The sequence below is a fragment of the Bradyrhizobium liaoningense genome, from assembly GCF_018130825.1.
GTDB lineage: Bacteria > Pseudomonadota > Alphaproteobacteria > Rhizobiales > Xanthobacteraceae > Bradyrhizobium > Bradyrhizobium liaoningense_B.
This window is the reverse complement of the sequence record NZ_JAFCJS010000002.1, coordinates 364,955-384,159: the sequence shown is the minus strand read 5'-3', so window position 1 is coordinate 384,159 and position 19,205 is coordinate 364,955. Positions and strand designations below refer to the sequence as shown.

The following is a 19,205-nucleotide window of genomic DNA, read 5'->3' as shown; positions in this document are numbered from 1 at the left end:
CCCTCCCCTCAAGGATTCGCCGATGGCGGCGCGCGCAAGCAGCAAGACTTCTGAATCGTCGGACAAGGTCAGCGTGATCTGCCGCGCGCTCCGGCGCGCCATCATCGAGCAGGCGCTAGAGCCCGGCGCCAAGCTGCCGGAGGATGCGCTCGGCGAACGCTTCGGCGTCAGCCGCACCATTGCCCGTCACGCGCTGGGGCAGCTCGCCGCGGAAGGCCTCGTCGAGCTCCGCCGCAACCGGATCGCGGTGGTGGCGACGCCGAGCTGGCAGGAGGCGCGCGATGCCTTCGACATCCGCATCGAGCTCGAGCGCCTCGTCGTCCGTCAGCTCGCGGGCAAGCTGACCAAGGCGCAGATCGCCGAGCTGAATGCCCATGTCGATGCCGAGGATCGCGCCCGCGGCGGCACGGATGCGGTCTCGATCCGCCTCGCGACCGAATTCCACATCCTGCTCGCGCACATGACGAACAGCCCGATCCTGGTGCGCTATGTCAGCGAGGTCGCCTATCGCTGCTGCCTGACCCTGTCGCTCTACAGCCGGCCGCATTCCACCGAATGCGCCATCAACGAGCACCGCGCCATCATCTCAGCGCTTGCCAAGGGCGACGAGGCCAAGGTGATGGACTTGATGCATCATCACCTGGATTCCGTGGCCAATCGCGCGCTGGTCGCCCCCACTCCGCAGCGCGGCCGTGATCTCCTCGATATTCTCGCGCCCTACGCCGACGAGGTGACGGGCGACCGCGTCGTCAAGCTGCCGAAAGTCGCGCGAAGAGGCTAGGTTTCAATGCCGCGCTGAACGAGGATGCGCTCGGCGCTGTCGTTCCAGACATCCATCTTGACGATCTGCCCGCCCCTCACGACGAACCGATCGACATAGCGATTGCCCTCGAACGGGGTGCCGTCCATCCACTCGCCATAGAGCGTGCCGACGCTGTAGACGACGGTCTCGTCGGCGCCGGGGCAGACGTCGAACCGGTCCATCTTCTTCTTGACCCAGCGGTAGCGTTTGGCGTTGAAGCCGGTCGGCCCGCGCGGATGGTCGAACTCGCGCCCGCCGGTGAACGTGATCACCGTGCCCGGCTTCATGTAGGCCGCGGCGGCGTCGGGATCGGGTATCATCGAGGCCGTCAGGTAGGCCTCCACGATCTCGGCGTCGGTCATCGGGCGTTCGGCTTTGGCGGGAGCGGACATGGCGAATTCTCCGAAAGTGCCGGCATTCTACAATTCGGCCCCCAAAGTGCATGCATATTTTTTGGACAATCTGATGCCTCGACTGCACACAATCTGGAGCTGCCCGCCCCCTCAGCTTTCGCTAGACTACCACAGCTGAATCCGCGCCATGACCACCCAAGCCGCCCTCGACCTGATCTTCCGCAACGCGCTGTTGCGCTCATCCGCCGCACCCGTCGATATCGGCGTGAAGGACGGACGTATCGCCGCGATCGCGCCAAAGCTCGCCTGCGAGACCGTCGAGGTCGATGTCGGCGGCCACCTTGCCCTGCCCGGCTTCGTCGACACCCACATCCATCTCGACAAGGCCTGCCTGCTCGGCCGCTGCGGGCACGATCACGGCAGTGTCTCGGAGGCGATCCGCGCCGTCGCCGGCATGAAGAAGGATTTCACGGTCGAGGACGTCTACGCACGCGGCGCTCGCGTGCTGGAGCGGGCAATCGTGCACGGCACGACGCGCATGCGCACACATGTTGAAATTGACCCGCGCATTGGCCTGCGCGGCTTCGAGGCGGTGCAGGCGCTCAAGCGTGACTACGCCTGGGCGATCGATCTCGAACTCTGCGTCTTCCCGCAGGAAGGCCTCACCAACGATCCCGGTGCCGAGGACCTGCTGATCCAGGCGCTGCGCAACGGCGGCGAGGTCATCGGCGGCTGTCCCTACATGGACACCGACCCGAACGCCCATCTCGCGCGCATCTTCGATCTCGCTGAGGAATTCGACATGGACGTCGATCTCCATCTCGACTTCGATCTCGATCCCTCCTGGTGGCACCTCGACGAGGTCTGCCGCCTCACCGAGCGGCGCAACTACGGCGGACGCGTGGCGATCGGCCATGCCACAAAACTCTCGGCATTGCCGCCGGAGCGGATGAAAGCCGCCACCGCGCAACTGGCCAAAGCAGGCGTTGCCGTCACGGTGCTGCCCGCGACCGATCTCTACCTGATGGGGCGCGAGGCCACCCACAATGCGCCGCGCGGGCTGACGCTCGCCCACAAGCTCGCCGGCGATGGCGTGCTGTGCTCGGTCGCGACCAACAACGTGCTCAATCCCTTCACGCCGTTCGGCGATGCCTCGCTGCTGCGGATGGCGAACTTCTACGCCAATGTCGCGCACGCCTCGGTCAGCGACTTCGACACCTGCCTCGACCTCGTCACTGACCTGCCGGCGCGGCTGATGAACCTCGGTGATTACGGCATCAAGGTCGGCAATCCCGCCGACCTCATCGTGCTCGATACCAGGGACAGCCGCTTTGCCATCGCCGAGCTGCCTGACGTCATGATGGGCTTTAGGGGTGGCCGGCAGACCTTTGCGCGGCAAAGGGCCATGCTGTTCCGCCCCCAGAACTGATCGACCCACGTCTTGCGCCATCGTCGCCGCCTGCGCGAGGATCACCGCGATCAATCGACGGAGGAACCCAAATGGCCTTCGACACAATCTTCCTGAACGCGCGCTTCGATGGCGGCACCCGCCAGCACATCGCGGTCACGAACGGCCGCATCGCTGCGATTGCACCTGCTGACCAGCCGCCGGCCGGCGCCGAGACGGTCGACCTCAAGGATGCGCTCGTCGTTCCCGGCTTCGTCGAGGGCCACATCCATCTCGACACCAGCTTCTATGGCGACGCCTGGCGGCCACACAAGCCGTGCACTGACGGCTTCAACGTGCATGAGCGCGTCGCCTTCCAGGCCGAGAACATGGCCGTGTCAGCGCCGATGGACGTGCGCGCGCGCAACCAACTCGATCTCTGCATCGGCCATGGTACCACGCAGATGCGCAGCCACGTCATGGTCGACGGTTCGGTCGGCCTGAAATCGCTCGAAACGATCCTGCGCGTGCGCGAGGAATACAAAGGCCTGATCGACATCCAGCTCGTCGCCTTTCCCCAGAGCGGAATCCTGTCGAGCCCGGGCACCCCGCAACTGCTCGACGAAGCCATTGGTCTCGGCGCCAACCTCGTCGGCGGGCTTGACCCTGCGAGTTTCGATCGCGACGTCGAGAAGCATCTCGACGTCGTGTTTGGCGTCGCCGGCAGGCGCGGCGTCGATGTCGACATCCACCTGCACGACATGGGTACACTCGGCGCCTTCGAGATCGAGCAGATCGCGGCGCGCACGCGCGCGCTCGGCATGGAGGGCCACGTGGCGGTCAGCCATGCCTACGGGCTCGGCGATATCACGGCAGACTACCTCAAGAAGATCGCGGATGTTCTCGCCCGCTCCGGCGTCGCGATCATGACCAACGCGCCGGGCGCGCGGCCGTTTCCGCCGATCCTTGCCCTGCGCAAGGCCGGGGTCACCGTCTTCAGCGGCAACGACAACATCCGCGATTCCTGGTGGCCCTATGGCGATGGCGACATGCTGCGGCGGGCGACGACGCTCGGCTATCGCTCCGGCTTCAATATCGACGAGGAACTGCGCGCCGCATTCGACGTCGTCACCGCATCGGGTGCCAAGGCACTGCGGCTGGAAGGCTACGGCCTGCAGGTCGGGGCGAAGGCCGACTTCGTGACGCTCAATGCGGAGCACGTGCCCGAGGCCATCGTCGCCGTACCGCAGGGGCGCTCCGTCTATAAGGAAGGCAGGCTTGTCGCCGCGCATGGCAGGATTGCGCGAAAGTCGGGCTAACCCGCAGCAACCTTCACTCCATTACCGTTCGCCGTTCCAAAATTCCGAATCCGGTACTCTCCCGGATAGTAGATTCTCTCCGATTCCCCGATAGCTGCACGCAATGCAAGTCCCGCGGTGCCGGTCTTAGTGAGACCGCACTGATGTCTGCATTCAACCGGGAAGCATGGACGTGTTCAGCGCATTCAGCAGCATCAATTCTCGCTCCGTTCGGGCCGGGACGCCCGCCGAGACCGCCATCAAGCGACTGAATGGTATCGGCGAAGTCCTGTCTGGCCTCGATATCGCGGCGGTCCGCTCCGAGGACGAGATGGCCCGCATGCTGTGGACGCTCGAGACCGCCGACAAGTGCATTCGCATGATCCTTGCCGAATTCCGCACTGAGCGCACGACCGAAGTCGTCCGGCAGGCCAAAAACCTGATCGATTTGATCGACCGCGCCCGCGACGAGCTCACGGGCTGTTGCGCGGCGAAATCCTGAGCCGGAGCCGCCCTATTTCGCGCGGTTGATCTTCGCGAGGATCCGATCCGCTTCGGTACGCCAGTCCGCGCTGCGGGCAAACTCCCTGGTCCCCTTGGGTCCGAACAGCCCCTCATCGGCGAGATCGGCCACCCAGGCCTGCCGCTCGGCCGTGCCCTGCGCCGACCACGGCGTCAGTCCCGCCTCGCGCACGGTCTCGGCGACCTCCCGCACCTCCTCGGCCCGGCGGCGCCCGTGCTCGATCACGCGCTGGAAGAAGTAGGCGCCCTGCTTCTCCCAGTTGATGGCGGGGAATGTCTCGGTGAGTGACGCCAGCACGGCATCTTCGACACCATAGGCGCGCGCGGTGGTGAAACTCTCGATGACCATGGCCTCGAGGCCCTTGATCATGATGCTGCGGCACATCTTCACCGCCGAGGACACACCCAGCTTGTCGCTGGCAACCTTCGCCGCAAAGCCGATCGCGTTCAGCAGCGGCTCCAGCTCCCTCGCGCCGGGCCCACCGAGCAGCAGCGGCACCTTGATGCGATATGGCGGCACCGAGGTCATCACCGCGCCCTCGACATAGCGGCCATCAGCGCCATCGATAAGTGCCGCGGCGCGCTGCTTGCCACCTGGAGAGGCCGAGTTGAAATCGAGGAACCAGGTGCCCTGGTTGATCGCGCTCGCGCAGGCCGTGGCGACGGGGACGGCCTGGCTTGCGGTGACGGCAGAGATGATGAAATCGGATTTCGCGGTCAGCTCGGCATGAGAGGCGGCGAGCGTCACTCCGAACTTGGCCGCATGCTCCTTCAGCGGCGCGCCCTGCTCGCCGCCGAGCTTGATGTCATAGGCCGAGACCTTGATGTCCTGCTGGCGCAAATCCTCGGCCAGGATACGGCCGACCTCGCCATAGCCGACCAGTCCGATCTGCCAGCGCCTGGGATCACCTGCCATCAGTTCAATCCTCGCGTCGTCGCGTCGAACAGTTCTTCGACCGCATAGCGGCGCGGGATCAGCGCCTGCTGGAATGCATAGTCGACGATGAGCTCGAGCGGTTTCCTGTTGGCTTCGATCCCGAACGGAACGAGGTCGGGCGTCGCCGCGGGCCCCGCCTGCTCCTTGTTCCGCTTGAGCAGATCATAGACGCCCGCAACCACGTCAGGACGCGATTTCGCGAGCTGCTCGGTCACGACCACGAGATGATTGACCGGGACGACGCCGCGGCGTTCGTACCACTTCGCCGCCTCCGCGGCCGGATCGGGGAACAGCGGCTTCAGCTTGGGATCGTTGGAGGTCTCGCCGAGCACGGCGTCGAGTTCGCCGTCGAGCAGCATCTGCAATACCTTCTTATCTTTCGGCGCACGCTCGGTGGTGTCGACATATTCGGCAACATGCGGATCCTCGAACGTGATCCAGCGGATCTTGTCGAGATTGACGCCGTAGTCGTTGGCGAGGATGCCTCTGATCCAGGCGCCCGTCGTGGTCGTGAACGAGCGGATGCCGACCCGCTTGCCTTCGAGATCGGACGGCCCCAGCGTTCCCCGGGCGGGATTGTACAGCGCATAGGAATGCTGGAAGCGGCCCATCATGGTCGCCGGCAGCAGCACCAGCGGCTTGCCGTGGGCTTTCGCCATCAGGTAAGTGACGATCGCCATCTCGCAGACGTCGAAGGCCTGCTCGCGCACCATCGGCTTGAACGCGGTGTTGGTCGGCGTGTACTCGATGAAGTCGAGATCGAAGAGGTCGGAGCGGAGCACGCCGCTCTTCACCGCCTGGACATGGGGGTGACTGCCGAGCACGGCCTTCAGCTTGAGACGATCCATCCGCCCGCTCCGCTTGTCTTCGCTTTAGACATCCTCGGGATTTTCGACATAGACGAGGCCGGCCTTCGCCAACGCCTCGCGCATGCTGTACATGTCGAGGCCGAGTTCGCCCGAAGCCAGCCGCTTGCGCTTGCCGCCCTCGTCCGCGTTGCGCTTCTTCGCCTTCTCGGCGACTTCGGTCGCATAGCGCTTCGGCACCACCACGACGCCGTCGTCATCGGCGACGATGATGTCGCCGGGATCGACGTTGACGCCGGCGCAAACCACGGGGATGTTGACCGAGCCGAGCGTGGCCTTGACCGTGCCCTTGGCCGAGACCGCGCGCGACCACACCGGAAAGTTCATCTCGTGCAGCGCTTTGACGTCGCGGCAGCCGGCATCGATGATCAGCCCCTGCACGCCGCGCGCCTGCAGTGAGGTCGCGAGCAGCTCGCCGAACATGCCGTCGGTATTGTCGGTGGTGCAGCCGACGACGAGGATGTCGCCTTTTTTGCACTGCTCGACCGCGACATGGATCATCCAGTTGTCGCCGGGCTGCGCCAGCACGGTGACGGCGGGACCGGCGATCGACGCACCCGCCCAGACGGGACGCAGATAAGGCTTCATCAGGCCGAGGCGGCCATAGGCCTCGTGCACGGTCGAGACGCCGTACTCCGCCATGCCGGCGGGATCGGCACGCTTGATGTTGCGAACGACGACGGGCTTCATGCCAATTCCTCCGCAACGGTCGGGAACAGGCGCTGATAGGCCTCGCCATAGGTCATGGGCACGCCGGTGTTGCGGCTGCCCTGGATGCCGCGGTTGAGTGCGACACGCTCGTAATAGCCCCAGAGGTGCTTCTGCGCGGCGAGGATCTGGAACGCCTCGTACTTCTCCTTCCAGACCTCGTCGATCTTGAGGATCGTGTCCGGCTTGTAATTGCACTGCTCGGGCTGGTGCGGCTCGAACAGGAACACCGGCGGCGCCGAATATTTGTACTGCGCGCCGGGCTTGTGGCCCATCGCCTGCGCGACCACGCGCGTTTCCTGGGCGAAATGCGCCGCGTTCGGATGGTCGAAATTATAGGGGTCTTCCAGCGCATGCGTCAGCACGAAGCTCGGATTGAGCTCGCGGTAGATATCGACCATGCGGTCGAAATGCGCTTCGGTCAGCTTCAGCGGATAATCGCCGCAGTCGAAGAACTCGATCTCGGCACCGAGCAGCTTGGCCGCCCGCTCCGCCTCGTCCTTGCGGCCGGCCTTGACCGATTCCAGCGTCGCGCCCTTTTCCTTCCAGGCGAACTGGCTCTCGCCACGCTCGCCGAAGGACATGCACACGATCTTCATGCGATAGCCCTTCTTCGCATGCAGCGCGATGGCGCCGCCGGCGCGCCAGACGAAATCGCCGGGATGGGCGGTGACGACAAGACCTGTTTTCATGGGACAAACTCCCCTCTTTCGTTCGTAAGCATCATAGGCCGACTGCTTCATGCCGGCAGCAGGTTCATTTCACGCCGCAGCGGCCACCGGTTCCTCGCCATCGAGCACGCGCTGCAACCGCTCGCCGTCGAGCGCGCCCTCCCATTTGGCAATCGCGATGGTCGCAACCGCGTTCCCGATCAGATTGGTCGGCGTCAACCCCTGCGACATCAGGCGGTGGATGCCGAGCACCAGCGCCACGCTGGTCACCGGAATGGTGCCGGTCGCCGACAGCGTCGCCGCCAGCACGACGAAGGCCGCGCCTGCGATTCCCGCCGCGCCCTTGGAGGTCACGAGCAGGATCAGCAAGAGCTCGATCTGCTCGGCGAGCCCGAACGGCGTGTTGGTCGCCTGCGCCAGGAATACCGAGGCCGCCGCGAGGTAGAGGCAGGTGCCGTCGAGGTTGAAGGAATAGCCGGTCGGGATCACCAGCCCGACCACGCTCTTTTCGCAGCCGGCCTTCTCCAGCTTGGTTAGCATCCGCGGCAGCACCGTCTCCGACGAGGTCGTGGCGATGCAGATCAGCAGCTCCTCCCAGATGTAACGGATCAGCTTGAGCAGCGAGAAGCCGCAGAGCCGGGCCACCGGTCCGAGCGCCACGACGATGAAGACCAGGCAAGTCAGATAGAAGCCGCCGAGAAGCTTGCCGAGCGAGGCCAGCGAGCCCACGCCGAACTTTCCCACCGTGAACGCAATGGCACCGAACGCGCCGATCGGCGCCGCCCACATCACGAAGCCGACCACCGCGAACACCATCTTGGCGGCGATGTCGATCAGATGGACCAGCGGCGCGGCCCTCTCGCCGAGCTGCACCAGCGCGAACCCGCACAGCACGGAAATGAACAGCACCTGGAGGATGTTTCCTTCCGCAAAGGCGCCGATGAACGTGGCCGGCACGATGTTCAACAGGAACGGCACGAAGCCGATGACGCCGGTCTGCTTGACGTAAGGTTCGATCGCGCTGGCATTGATGCTGGCGGGGTCGATGTTCATGCCGACGCCGGGCCGCATCAGGTTCACGGCCACGAGCCCGATGATCAGCGCGATCGTGGTCATGATCTCGAAATAGACGATCGCCTTCACCGCAACGCGCCCGACCCGCGCCATGTCGGCCATGTGCGCGATGCCGTGCACGACGGTGCAGAAGATGATCGGCGCGATCAGCATCCGGATCGCCTTGATGAAGGCATCGCCGAGCGGCTGCATCTTGGCGCCCGCCTCGGGGCTCACGATCCCAAGCGCGATGCCGGCCGCCATGGCGATGAGCACCTGGATCCAGAGCTCCTTCCACCAGGCGCGGCCGCGCGGCTTGTCGATCGTGATCGCCGTCATCGGTCGAACTCGAACAGGCGCGCGGGGTTGTCGACCAGGATTTTTTGCTGGAACTCCGGCTCCGGCGCGAACAGCGGGATCAGGTCGACGAGGTCGCCGTCGTTCGGCATCACCTTGACGTTGGGATGCGGCCAGTCGGTGCCCCAGATGACGCGGTCGGGCGCGGTCTCGACGATTTTGCGCGCGAACGGCACCGCATCCGTGAAGGGCGGACCGGCTGAGGAGACCCGCTCGGACCCGCAGATCTTCACCCAGCACTTCTCGTCGCGCTGCATCAGCTCGATCAGGATCTTGAACGGAAGCTGGTCGAGCCCCTCCGAGGCCTTCACCCGGCCCATATGGTCGATGGTGTAGCTCAGCGGCAGCCTGGTCAGCATGTCGGCATATTCAGGCAGGTCGATCGCATCGAAATGCAGATCGATGTGCCAGCCGAGCGGCGTGACCATCGCGACGATGCGGTCGAACACGCGCTTGTCGGGAACGCCGCCGAGATGGCGGACGAAATTGAAGCGGCAGCCGCGGAAACCGCCCTCATGCAGCACGCGAAGTTCGCGCTCGGTGATGGTGTCGTCGATATTGGCGACCGCACGATAGGCGCCATTGCTCTCGGCGATGGCATCGAGCGCCACCGTGTTGTCGGTGCCGTGCACGCTGGCATTGACGATCACCGCACGCTCCACGCCGAGCTTGGCGTGCAGCGCCCTGAAATCCTCCAGCGGCGCGTCAGGCGGCGTGTAGGAACGGTCAGGCGCGTAAGGATATTTCGAGCCGGGCCCGAAGATGTGGCAATGCGCGTCGCATGACAGTTTTGGCAGCTTGAACTTCGGCGTGCGCGTGTTCGGATCGGGCGGCGGGATGGTCGGCGTGTACATCATTGTCATCAGGTGAACTTGAACAGGCGCGCCGGATTGTCGACCAGCAGCTTTTGTTGGACCTTGGGATCGGGCGCGAAGAGAGGAATGAGGTCGACGATCTCGCCGTCGTCAGGCATGACCTTGACATTGGGATGCGGCCAGTCGGTGCCCCAGAGCACGCGATCGGGCGCGTTGTCGATCAGCGCCTTCGCGAACGGCACGGCGTCATGGAACGGCTTGCCGGTGCTGGAAGCGCGCTCCAGGCCCGTGATCTTGACCCAGCACTTCTCGTCCTTCTTCTGCAGATCGAGCAGCGCAGTGAAGCCGGGATCATCTAACCCCTTCCCCGCCTGCACCGTGCCCATGTGATCGATCACGTAAGGCGTCGGCAGCGCCGTCAGGATGGGCGCGAATTCGGCAATCGTGCCCGGCTCGAAATAGACGTCGATGTGCCAGCCGAGCTCGGCGACGCGATGCACGATGCGCTGGAACTTGGTCATGTCGCCAACGCCGCCGAGGCGCTTGAGGAAGGCGAAGCGGCAGCCGCAGATGCCGCCCTTGTCGAGCGCCGCAAGCTCCTTCTCGGTCGTCTCGTCGCTGACGTTGGCGATGCCCTTGTAGGCGCCTTCGCTCTGGGCGATGGCATCGGTGACGACCCGATTGTCGGTGCCGTGCACGGTGGCGTTGACGATCACGCAGCGCTCGACGCCGATCTTCTCGTGCACGCTGCGGAACGTCTCCAGCGGCGCATCGGCGGTGTTGTAGGGCCGCTTCTCGGCGAAGGGATAGCGGGCCGCCGGCCCGAAGATATGCGTATGGGTATCGCAGGATTTCGCCGGCAGCTTGAAGGACGGCGTCTTGGGATTGGGGTCCGGCGGCGTGATCGTCGGGATCGCCTTCTCAGCGCTTTGCGCGCGCGCCTCGCCCGCAAGCGCGGCACCGGCCAATCCGGTCAAGAGATGCAAGCACTCCCGCCTGTTCATTTCCTAAAGCACCCTGTTACATGGCCCGCTTGCGAGCAAAAGCGCTGTTACGCGCCTCCCCTCGGTCGGTTTCTTTCAAGTCTTGCTGCTGACGACCGGCCGCCGGCGTGCCGGTGCGGCCTGGTCCAGCGCCGGCGCCTGGAATGCGGCGACGGTCGCCTGCACCAATTGCTCGATGGCGCCCGCGGCGTCGCTGCCGTCGGCCTCGCCGCGCGACAGGCGCGAGACGCGGTCCGGCGTCACCAGCGAGTAATAGAGTGCGCCGAGCAGGAAATGACTGCGCCAGACGATGTCGGTGCGCGGAATGTGCGGCAGGCTCTCGTGGATCGCGTCGATGAAGGCGTGGCTGGTGTCATCGAAGGTCTGCGCGATGATTTTTCGCGCGACTTCATTGCCCTCAGCCGACATCACCGCGCGCAACCGCGTGAAGCGTGCCCCGCCGCCGGCGAGATCGCTGCCCGAGGTGAAGGCCGGCACCACATAGGCGCGCACGATCGCCTCCAGCCGGTCCTGCAGATCACGCACGCGTTTTGCGGCGGCGAGCAGCTCGGAACGGCGCAGGTTCATCGGCCCGCAATGCCGCCGGTAGATCTCCAGCAGCAGGCCGTCCTTGGTCTTGAAATGATAGGTGACGCTGCCGGGATTGGCCCCGGCAGCCTGCGCGATGTCGCGCACCGAGACGGCATTGAAGCCGTTGGTGGCAAACAGCTCCTCGGCCGCGGCGAGGATCGCCTCGCGCATGTTCGGCTTGCGGGCCGATTCCTTGCTGGTGGGCTTGCGTACCATGTGATTTGTACTATCGTACAAAAGATCAGGTCTCGTCAACAAAAACCATGGGTATCGTCCGGAGCGGCTCAGAGACCGCCGTCAGGGACGGAATGCCCGCAAGGAGTGCTGGGAATGCTGGGTTTGAACAAGAAGATCGCCGGCTTGATGCTGGGCGCCGGTCTGCTGCTGGCGGGCAGCGCCGCGCAGGCCGACAATTATCCGAGCAAGCCGGTCCACATCCTCGTGCCCTACGCCGCGGGCGGTGCGGTCGACGTCCTCGCCCGCACGCTGGGACAGGCACTCGCAAAAACCTGGGGCCAGCAGCCGGTGATCGACAACCGTCCCGGCGCCGGCGGCATCGTGGCGTCGCAGACGCTGGCGCAGGCCGCACCCGACGGCTACACGCTGATCCTGGTCGCCAGCGGCCATCCGCTCAACCAGTTCATCTATCCGAGCGTGCCCTACGACACGTTCAAGGATTTCACCGCGATCACCGAAGTCGCTTCCTCGCCGCTCGCGATCGTGGTGGCGAAGGACAGCCCCTACAAGACGCTCGGCGATCTGCTCGCCGCGGCCAAGAAGGAGCCGGACAAGCTCTCCTACGGCATGTCGGGCAACGGCACCTCGGCGCATCTTGCCGGCGAGCTGCTCAAACACATGTCAGGCACCAAGATCGTCGCGATCCCCTACAAGGGCGGCGCACCGGCGCTGACGGCCGTGATCGCCGGCGAGATCCCGCTCAGCATCAATCCGCTTGCGGAAGCCATCGGCCAGCTCGAGGGCGGCCCGGTGCGCGCGCTCGCGGTGACCTCGGCCGAGCGCTCCAAGGCCCTGCCGAACGTGCCAACCGTCGCGGAGTCCGGCGTGCCCGGCTACGACGTCTCGGTCTGGTGGGGCGTGCTTGGTCCGGCCAAGATGCCGCCGGAGATCGTCGCGAAGCTCGAGACCGACCTCAAGGCCGCGCTGCAGGACGCAAACGTGCTGTCGACGCTCGGCAAGATCGGCGCAGCTCCCGTCGGCTCCTCCGCCAAGGATTTCGACGCCTATATGCGTGCCGAGGCGACCAAATGGGAGCCGGTGCTGAAGGCCGCCAACATCCGCGCGCAGTAGGGCTCTTCCCATGAGGACCTCTGGGCACTTTGCGCGCACCGCCCTGCTCGCGGTTGCAATCATCAACCTGATCGGCGCGCCGCCCGCGCGCGCCGATGGCGAGGCAAAGCTCCTCGCGCCAAGTGGGACCTTGCGCGTCGGCATCTATCCGGGCAGCCCGACCTCGATGGTGACGGACGCCGCCGGCAAGCCGCACGGCCTCGCCTATGATCTCGGCGGCGAGCTGGCAAAGCGGCTCGGAATCGGCGTCGACTATGTCAGATTTCAGCGCGTCGCCGACATCGTCACCGCGATCCACGACGGCCAGATCGATTTCACCGTGACCAACGCCACGCCCGCTCGCGCGAACGAGGTCACGTTCACCCAGCCAGTGCTGGCGATCGAACTCGGCTTCCTCGTCCCGGCGAATTCGCCGATCGCAAAAGTCGAGGACATCGACAAGCCCGGCGTGAAGATCGGCGTCACCAAGGGCTCGACCTCGGAACGGACGCTGCCGGCAAAATTCAAGAATGCGACCATCGTTCCGGCCGAAAGCGTCAAGGTCACCATCGCCATGTTCGGCCGCGGTGAGATCGATCTCTACGCCACCAACAAGCCGACGCTGTTCGAGATGTCCGACCAGATGCCGGGCGCCAAAATCCTCGACGGCAATTGGGGGCTGGAGCACATGGCGATCGCGATCCCGAAGGGGCGCGAGGACGCGCTTCCCCTGCTCAATCGCTTCGTCACGGAGGAACAGTCCAGCGGCGCGCTGGACACGATCCAGCAGCAGGCGGGCCTGCGTGGCGCGATCAAGGCCAAACGCGAGTAGGCCCTAACTCGCCGCCTGCTCCGCGGACCGCCAGACGATCTCCGGCGGATCGCGGAAGGCGAAGCGGACGAGATGCCGCTCGACAATGCCCTCGACCTGCTTGAGGAGGTCCGCATTCTCGGCGTCCGCCCTGAGCACGAGCTTGCCGGCCGCGGCTTCGAGCCGGCACGTCCCGACTGAAAACGGGATCGTGCCCTGCTCCGGCGTGAACTCCACCGGCAGCTTGTGCGCAAAGTGCTTGCAGAGCTGCTGGAGGTAGATACTGGCCCGGTCGGTGGCGATCTCGGCCACGGAATGATTCATGGGATGCCCTTTCAGGCTGATGATGTCGGGACGTCCGCCTTGCACGGCGATGTAGGCCGCAGGTATCTTCCCAGCAAGCTATTAGCCGCTAACGATGCCGTGAGGGTTTTCGGATGATGTCGCCGGACATGCAGAATGCTGCCGACAGGCTGGAAGGCCGGCCCGCCACTCGGCACCCCCTGTTTCCGGGATTACCAGGCGCCGGGCTGAGCCGGCGGACGAGCGATGGCAACCGCTTCAGCGGAATTTGTGCCGGCCGGCGCGGCCCCGAAAGCTTGCCGTGCGGTGGCCTGCTTGGTCGCCTTGGCCGCGGCAGTCGTCCTGGTCTGACCGTTTTCAGCGAAAGCCGCCGGCGCGGCCAGGATCACCACCGCGGTCAAGGTCAGCGTCAGATATTGCTTGATCATGTCATGCTCCGTTTTGGCAAAGGCTCTCCCGTTCGCGCGCCGGCTTCTCGCGCGCGTCGGGCTCATGTCCGGATTCTCGCCGACCGACAACGGCCGATCAGTTATCTTTCTAGGAAGATATCTCCCGGATATCTTTCTGGCAAGACATCCACCGATGAACTCTTCGTTAGATGAACTCAGGAGGCAACGTGACCGAACCGCGCTATCCCGCGGACAAGCTTCTCGGCATCAGGAAGAAGCATTGGCCCGAATCCGTCACCGCCGTCGGCGAGTTCATGGTGCGCGTCTATCGCCTGAACAGCCTGATGCGCGACGGCGTCGCGCAGCAGATCGCCGCGCACGACCTGTCATTCATGGAATTCGAGGTGCTGATCACGCTCCGCGGCGTCGCTCCCCCGTACGAGATGATCCCGACCGAGCTTTACCCGGCGATCCTGATCTCGTCGGGCGGACTGACCAAGGTGCTCAATTCCCTGCAGGAGCGAGGCTTCATCACGCGGGCGGAAGGCGCGGAAGACAAGCGCAGCAAGCCGGTCCGGCTGACGGCCAAGGGCCGCACGCTCGCCGAGCGCGTCATGGCCGACGTTCTCGAGCACGGCGACACAATGGTGCGCGGCGGCCTCTCGGACGCCGACATCGAGCGCGCGACGCGGTTGCTGCACAAGCTGCTGACGACGCTCGAACCTGCGAACGATTAGCATTCGCCTGCGACGCTACGCAGACTCCGTTTGCTGCAAATCAACGCAACAACATGGACAAAGCGTCATTTGTCTTCGGCGCCGCGTTGGGCAACCAAAGCGGCGGATCGTCGGAGACCGGACATGAGCAAGCCCCTGCTGTTGACACTGCATCGCTGGATCACGCTGGTCTTTGCCCTACCCCTGCTCGCGATCATCGCCACCGGACTGATCCTGTCCTTCGAACCGCTGATGCAAGTCAATGGCACCAGCGGTCCTGGCATTGATGCTGCGCGCGTCGTCGAGCTGGTGAAGCGATACGATCCGGACGGCAAGGCGCGCGGGCTGTCGATCAATGCCGCCAGCCAGCGCATGACGCTGCAAGGCGCCGGCGCCCCGGCGATCGATCTCGCAACCGGCGAATCCGCCGCCGCAGCTTCCGGCCTCTCCGATCTCCTGCTGTGGGCCCGCTTCACCCATGAACGGTTGCTCGGCCAGGCGTGGCTGGTGACGAGCTCGACCATCGCCATGGTCACGCTGATGGTTCTCGGTATCTTCATGGGACTGCCGCGGCTGCGCAACACGCTGTCCGGATGGCACAAGGGCACCGCGTGGTTCGCGCTGCCGCTGGTCCTGCTCAGCCCGCTGACCGGCCTGTGCATGGCGTTCGGCCTGACGTTTCAGAACGGAGCCGCTCCAGCCGGCGGCGGACGTCCAGTTGCCCTGCCTGAGGCCGTTCGCATGGTCGCAGACCAGCACGACCTCACCCACGTGATCTCGATCGGCACCCGCGGCGGCCGCGTGATGGCGCGAATCTACGAAGGCGGCGAGCTGCGTGCCTACGCGGTCAATGCGAGCGGCGTCACGCCGCTGCCACGCAACTGGCCGCGGTTGATCCACGAGGGAAACTGGTCGGCCCTGATCGCTTCGCCACTCAATGTCGTCACCTCGATCGCGCTCCTGACGCTGCTCTCGACAGGACTGCTGATCTGGGCCCGGCGGAAACTGCGCAAGCGGCGCCCGCGCGCCGGAGGACAGGCCGCCATGGCTGGAGCTGCCTAACAACCCCGCCCCGTTCAATTGCGCGTGCTCGCCCGCATCTTGTCCGGTGGCGGCCGCAGGAAGGCGGCATCGTCGCCGGCGGACGGGATCAGGATTGCGCGCTCGCGCGGCAGCGCCTCCGGCATCTCGTCGCGGATGAAGGCCACGAGCTTCTCCCTGATCTCGCAGCGCAGGTCCCAGGATTGCGGCGCATTCCTGGCGCTGACCAGCGCACGCAGCTCGATGGTGCGCGAATCCGCATCGATCACCTGGAGATTGACGACCTCGCCGTCCCACAGCTTCGACTGCTTCACCGCCTCCTCCAGCCAGCGCCGGATGCGCGGTACATCGGCGCGGTAATCGACATGGAGCGCGATGACGCCGATCAGGGAGGCGGTATCGCGGGTCCAGTTCTGGAACGGTTTTTCGATGAAGTACGACAGCGGCACCACCATGCGGCGCCAGTCCCAGAGCCGGATCACGACATAGGTCGAGGCGATGTCCTCGACCCAGCCCCACTCGTTCTCGATGATGACGGCATCCTCGATCCGGATCGGCTGGGTGATCGCGATCTGCAAGCCCGCGATCAGGTTGCTGAGCAGCGGACGGGCGGCAAGACCGACGATGATACCGGCAGCGCCCGCGGAGGCGAACAGGCTGACGCCGTACTGCCGCACCGAATCGAACGTCATCAGCGCGGTCGAGACCGTGATGATGACGATGATGATGTCGGTGACGCGTTTGAACACGCGCACCTGCGTGACGTGCTTGCGCGCGATGAAATTTTCGGTGACGTCGCGGAAACTCTGCAAATAGCGCGCCGCGCTCATGTCGACGACCCGGATCGAGATCCAGCCGATCAGCGCGATGAAGGCGACGACGAACAGGCGCGTGAGCGGCGCGCGGATGGTGTCGTCGAGCGAGGCGAGCGGCAGGACGAGCGCGACGGCGGCAAGACACAGCGCAAGCTGGGCCGGCCCCGCCGTCCGCTCGATGAACACGCTGATGAGGGGAAGCCGGGTCCCGAAGGCGCGATTGAGCAGCCGGACCGCGATTCGATAAACGAACAGGGCAAGCAGGATCGCCCCGGCAACGAGGCAGAGCCCGATGAACCATGGCGGTATCCAGCCGAACATCCTGTCGATGTCGGTCATCAGGGCCTGCCAATTCATTGCTGTCCCCATCTTGCATTCGCGTCAGCGCTCAACGCCTCCCGGCCGGCTTCGCTCCCCCCGCCCCCTGCAACGCGGCATTCCGCTGGTGCAACCGTCGCCGACCTGCGCTAGTTTGTGGTTCGCATGACCAGACGAACCGGCAGCGCCGATCTTCCTCTCCACACCGGACGGGTTCCGCCGTGGCTCGCAAGCCGCATGGCGACGCTCGGCGCGATCGTCACCCAGGCAGTCGTTCATCATTACGGACGCGATGCATTCCTGCAGCGTCTGTCGCACCCGTTCTGGTTCCAGTCGTTCGGCGCCGTGATGGGGATGGACTGGCACTCCTCAGGGATAACCACCTCGGTGATCGGCGCGCTGAAGCGCGGACTCGGCCCGCTCCAGGACGAGCTCGGCATCTATGTCTGCGGCGGCCGCGGCCAGCATTCGCGCAAGACGCCGGACGAGCTGTTGCTGCTCGGCGATCGCGTCGGCTTCGACGGCGCAAAGCTCACGCGCGCCAGCCGCCTGGTGGCGAAGGTCGACAGCGCCGCGGTGCAGGACGGTTTCGATCTTTATCTCCACGGCTTCTTCGTCACCGCCGACGGCAAGTGGACGGTGGTGCAGCAGGGCATGAACGGCGACAAGCGCCAGGCCCGCCGCTATCACTGGCATTCCGAGGTGCTGAAGAGCTTCGTCGATGCGCCCCACAGCGCGATCGACGGTCCGCAGCAGGGCGAGATCGTCAATCTCACCGATCACCGCGCCGACGTCTCGCGCACCGCGCAACTGGAGCTCTTGAGCGATCTCGGTCCCGACCGCATTCTCGCGGAATTCGAGCGGCTCACCGGGACGGCGCCCGAGCCGGCGCAAGCCCTGCTGCCGCACCTGATCATGCCTGATCATCACGACGTCAGACCCAAGGACGTGTTCGCGCGCCGCCTGCACGGCACGCTGGCTGCGGCGGCCGAGCGCGGCCCGGTCGATTTCCCGGAGCTGCTGCTGACGCCCGGCGTCGGCGCGCGCACGGTGCGTTCGCTGGCGATGGTCGCCGAAGTCGTGCACGGCGCGCCCTATCGCTTCACGGACCCCGCGCGCTTCTCGCTCGCCCATGGCGGCAAGGACCGGCATCCCTATCCCGTCCCGATCAAGGTCTATGACGAGACCATCCGCGTGCTGAAGGGTGCGATCCAGAACGCAAAGCTCGGGCGTGAGGAAGAGATGCAGGCGATCAAGCGCCTCGACGACCAGGCGAGGCGGCTGGAGCGGACCGCACGTGGACCGTCGGTGGAGTCGTTCATCGCAGGTGAACGTGCAGCCTCGCCCGATCTCGACGGTCGCTCCGTGTTCGGCTGGGAGCGCGAGCTTGCGCAGACAAAAAAGCGGACCGGCTGAACACCGGTCCGCTTCGTTTGTCGGGAGGACCCTTTCTCAGGTCTCGTCGGTCCCCGGCTCCTCATCGAGCCGGTTCGCAGCATGATCCTGGTACTGTTCGGTCTGGATGGACTTGCCGTCCATGCCACGAATGTCCGAATGCAGCTTCTTGTCGCGGTTCGATAGCACCATGTTGTCGCCGATCATGTCCTTGGGTACGTCGGTCAATCCGCCGGTGCCGTCGCCCTTGCCATGCATGCCGGACCTGAAATGCGTCTTGCTGCCATGCCCACCTGGCATCGCTCTCTCCTCTTGCAGTGATCTTGCGAAGGCTCAGTGCTTCTGTTGCGCCGGCGTCGGTTTCGGCGGCTTGTGGCCGCTCTGGCCGGGATTGTTGTGCTTGTTGTGGTCGCTCTCCTGATTGAGACCACCCCGGCTCACTGGAGATTCGTTCTGTCGCGTCTCCCCGGGTTTGGTCACCAACGCCTGATCCAGCTCTCGTGCGTCGGGGAGATCAGGCTTGCGCTCGAGAATGCGGACCTGCTGCTCATGGGTCTTCTTGCCTTGCATGCTGGCTCTCCGGTCTTCACCTGCCTCCGCCCTTGCCGGCCTCATCGTGCGTGTGATGGGAATCGTGCTCGCCTCCGCCACCCGAGACGCGGCTGCGGCTTCGCTGTGCATCGTCGGCGGGCGGCTTCTTGATCTCCAGCGGCGCCTTCGCGTTCTCGTGCGATGCGCCGGGTCCGCCCTGACGAATGCTGTTCGGTGTCTTGGTGGATGTCGACAT

General features: G+C 65.2%; 24 protein-coding genes. 9 read left to right on the top strand and 15 right to left on the bottom strand.

The window, feature by feature from the left end:
• Nucleotides 1–22: 22 nt before the first annotated feature.
• Nucleotides 23–781 (top strand): GntR family transcriptional regulator, encoded by a 759-nt coding sequence (locus JQ603_RS10310; protein WP_212339031.1) that lies wholly within the window; start codon nucleotides 23–25, stop codon nucleotides 779–781.
• Here the strand turns inward: JQ603_RS10310 and JQ603_RS10305 are convergent.
• Nucleotides 778–1,194 (bottom strand): nuclear transport factor 2 family protein, encoded by a 417-nt coding sequence (locus JQ603_RS10305; RefSeq protein WP_212339030.1) that lies wholly within the window; start codon nucleotides 1,192–1,194, stop codon nucleotides 778–780. The genes JQ603_RS10310 and JQ603_RS10305 overlap by 4 nt on opposite strands.
• A 148-nt stretch (nucleotides 1,195–1,342) precedes the next feature.
• On the opposite strand from JQ603_RS10305, the gene JQ603_RS10300 reads away from it, so the two are divergent.
• From JQ603_RS10300 to JQ603_RS10290, 3 genes are all read left to right on the top strand, one after another.
• Nucleotides 1,343–2,584 carry an amidohydrolase family protein gene (locus JQ603_RS10300; RefSeq protein WP_212339029.1) on the top strand — a complete coding sequence of 414 codons (1,242 nt, stop codon included), beginning with the start codon at nucleotides 1,343–1,345 and terminating at the stop codon, nucleotides 2,582–2,584.
• Nucleotides 2,585–2,655: 71 nt separating this feature from the next.
• On the top strand, nucleotides 2,656–3,861 hold the full coding sequence (locus JQ603_RS10295) for an amidohydrolase family protein (protein ID WP_212339028.1): 1,206 nt from the start codon (nucleotides 2,656–2,658) through the stop codon (nucleotides 3,859–3,861).
• Nucleotides 3,862–4,027: 166 nt separating this feature from the next.
• A complete protein-coding gene (locus tag JQ603_RS10290; RefSeq protein WP_212339027.1) occupies nucleotides 4,028–4,342 on the top strand; it encodes a hypothetical protein in 315 nt (104 codons plus the stop codon).
• Nucleotides 4,343–4,354: 12 nt separating this feature from the next.
• Here the strand turns inward: JQ603_RS10290 and JQ603_RS10285 are convergent, their stop codons facing one another.
• The 8 genes from JQ603_RS10285 to JQ603_RS10250 all read right to left on the bottom strand — a co-directional run bounded on the left by JQ603_RS10285 (nucleotide 4,355) and on the right by JQ603_RS10250 (nucleotide 11,559).
• Complete coding sequence (locus JQ603_RS10285; protein WP_212339026.1) at nucleotides 4,355–5,278, bottom strand: DUF1932 domain-containing protein; 924 nt, start codon at nucleotides 5,276–5,278, stop codon at nucleotides 4,355–4,357.
• On the bottom strand, nucleotides 5,278–6,147 hold the full coding sequence (locus JQ603_RS10280; RefSeq protein ID WP_212339024.1) for an ABC transporter substrate-binding protein: 870 nt from the start codon (nucleotides 6,145–6,147) through the stop codon (nucleotides 5,278–5,280). Before JQ603_RS10280 ends, JQ603_RS10285 begins: the two co-directional genes overlap by 1 nt.
• A 24-nt stretch (nucleotides 6,148–6,171) precedes the next feature.
• Nucleotides 6,172–6,855, bottom strand: a complete 684-nt coding sequence (locus JQ603_RS10275; protein WP_212339021.1) for a 4-carboxy-4-hydroxy-2-oxoadipate aldolase/oxaloacetate decarboxylase — start codon at nucleotides 6,853–6,855, stop codon at nucleotides 6,172–6,174.
• The gene (locus JQ603_RS10270; RefSeq protein ID WP_211403268.1) at nucleotides 6,852–7,565 is read right to left on the bottom strand and encodes a PIG-L deacetylase family protein; all 714 of its coding nucleotides are present in this window, start codon (nucleotides 7,563–7,565) and stop codon (nucleotides 6,852–6,854) included. The genes JQ603_RS10275 and JQ603_RS10270 overlap by 4 nt, the downstream gene beginning before the upstream one ends.
• Before the next feature lie 69 nt (nucleotides 7,566–7,634).
• Entirely contained in the window at nucleotides 7,635–8,936 is a 1,302-nt protein-coding gene (gene dctA, locus JQ603_RS10265) for a C4-dicarboxylate transporter DctA (RefSeq protein ID WP_212339017.1), read from the bottom strand.
• Nucleotides 8,933–9,817: an amidohydrolase family protein gene (locus tag JQ603_RS10260; RefSeq protein WP_212339014.1), complete on the bottom strand. Its 885-nt coding sequence runs from the start codon at nucleotides 9,815–9,817 to the stop codon at nucleotides 8,933–8,935. Before JQ603_RS10260 ends, dctA begins: the two co-directional genes overlap by 4 nt.
• Nucleotides 9,817–10,773, bottom strand: coding sequence for an amidohydrolase family protein (locus JQ603_RS10255; protein WP_212339011.1), 957 nt, complete (start codon nucleotides 10,771–10,773; stop codon nucleotides 9,817–9,819). The genes JQ603_RS10260 and JQ603_RS10255 overlap by 1 nt, the downstream gene beginning before the upstream one ends.
• Before the next feature lie 75 nt (nucleotides 10,774–10,848).
• Nucleotides 10,849–11,559: a TetR/AcrR family transcriptional regulator gene (locus JQ603_RS10250; RefSeq protein WP_212339008.1), complete on the bottom strand. Its 711-nt coding sequence runs from the start codon at nucleotides 11,557–11,559 to the stop codon at nucleotides 10,849–10,851.
• Between the two features lie 114 nt (nucleotides 11,560–11,673).
• Here JQ603_RS10250 and JQ603_RS10245 point away from each other — a divergent pair, with 114 nt between their 5' ends.
• The gene (locus JQ603_RS10245) at nucleotides 11,674–12,651 is read left to right on the top strand and encodes a tripartite tricarboxylate transporter substrate binding protein (RefSeq protein ID WP_212339005.1); all 978 of its coding nucleotides are present in this window, start codon (nucleotides 11,674–11,676) and stop codon (nucleotides 12,649–12,651) included.
• Between the two features lie 10 nt (nucleotides 12,652–12,661).
• On the top strand, nucleotides 12,662–13,462 hold the full coding sequence (locus JQ603_RS10240; RefSeq protein ID WP_212339001.1) for an ABC transporter substrate-binding protein: 801 nt from the start codon (nucleotides 12,662–12,664) through the stop codon (nucleotides 13,460–13,462).
• Nucleotides 13,463–13,465: 3 nt separating this feature from the next.
• Here JQ603_RS10240 and JQ603_RS10235 read toward each other — a convergent pair whose 3' ends face one another.
• Nucleotides 13,466–13,765 carry a DUF2218 domain-containing protein gene (locus tag JQ603_RS10235; protein WP_212338997.1) on the bottom strand — a complete coding sequence of 100 codons (300 nt, stop codon included), beginning with the start codon at nucleotides 13,763–13,765 and terminating at the stop codon, nucleotides 13,466–13,468.
• Nucleotides 13,766–13,956: 191 nt separating this feature from the next.
• Nucleotides 13,957–14,172 (bottom strand): hypothetical protein, encoded by a 216-nt coding sequence (locus JQ603_RS10230; RefSeq protein WP_212338994.1) that lies wholly within the window; start codon nucleotides 14,170–14,172, stop codon nucleotides 13,957–13,959.
• 188 nt (nucleotides 14,173–14,360) lie between these two features.
• Here JQ603_RS10230 and JQ603_RS10225 point away from each other — a divergent pair, with 188 nt between their 5' ends.
• Together JQ603_RS10225 and JQ603_RS10220 are read left to right on the top strand one after the other, a co-directional pair.
• Nucleotides 14,361–14,870: a MarR family winged helix-turn-helix transcriptional regulator gene (locus JQ603_RS10225; protein ID WP_212338991.1), complete on the top strand. Its 510-nt coding sequence runs from the start codon at nucleotides 14,361–14,363 to the stop codon at nucleotides 14,868–14,870.
• A gap of 123 nt (nucleotides 14,871–14,993) precedes the next feature.
• Nucleotides 14,994–15,911 (top strand): PepSY domain-containing protein, encoded by a 918-nt coding sequence (locus JQ603_RS10220; RefSeq protein WP_212338988.1) that lies wholly within the window; start codon nucleotides 14,994–14,996, stop codon nucleotides 15,909–15,911.
• Between the two features lie 14 nt (nucleotides 15,912–15,925).
• On the opposite strand, the gene JQ603_RS10215 is transcribed toward JQ603_RS10220, so the two are convergent.
• On the bottom strand, nucleotides 15,926–17,062 hold the full coding sequence (locus JQ603_RS10215) for a mechanosensitive ion channel family protein (RefSeq protein ID WP_212338985.1): 1,137 nt from the start codon (nucleotides 17,060–17,062) through the stop codon (nucleotides 15,926–15,928).
• A 126-nt stretch (nucleotides 17,063–17,188) separates the two neighbouring features.
• Between JQ603_RS10215 and JQ603_RS10210 the strand changes: the two genes are divergently transcribed.
• Nucleotides 17,189–18,439, top strand: a complete 1,251-nt coding sequence (locus tag JQ603_RS10210) for a DUF763 domain-containing protein (RefSeq protein ID WP_212338975.1) — start codon at nucleotides 17,189–17,191, stop codon at nucleotides 18,437–18,439.
• Between the two features lie 36 nt (nucleotides 18,440–18,475).
• Here JQ603_RS10210 and JQ603_RS10205 read toward each other — a convergent pair whose 3' ends face one another.
• Genes JQ603_RS10205 through JQ603_RS10195 form a run of 3 tightly spaced genes read right to left on the bottom strand, consistent with a single transcriptional unit; the run spans nucleotide 18,476 to nucleotide 19,205 of the window.
• Nucleotides 18,476–18,718: a hypothetical protein gene (locus JQ603_RS10205; protein ID WP_212338972.1), complete on the bottom strand. Its 243-nt coding sequence runs from the start codon at nucleotides 18,716–18,718 to the stop codon at nucleotides 18,476–18,478.
• Between the two features lie 33 nt (nucleotides 18,719–18,751).
• Entirely contained in the window at nucleotides 18,752–18,988 is a 237-nt protein-coding gene (locus JQ603_RS10200) for a hypothetical protein (RefSeq protein ID WP_212338971.1), read from the bottom strand.
• Between the two features lie 16 nt (nucleotides 18,989–19,004).
• The gene (locus tag JQ603_RS10195) at nucleotides 19,005–19,205 is read right to left on the bottom strand and encodes a hypothetical protein (RefSeq protein ID WP_212338970.1); all 201 of its coding nucleotides are present in this window, start codon (nucleotides 19,203–19,205) and stop codon (nucleotides 19,005–19,007) included.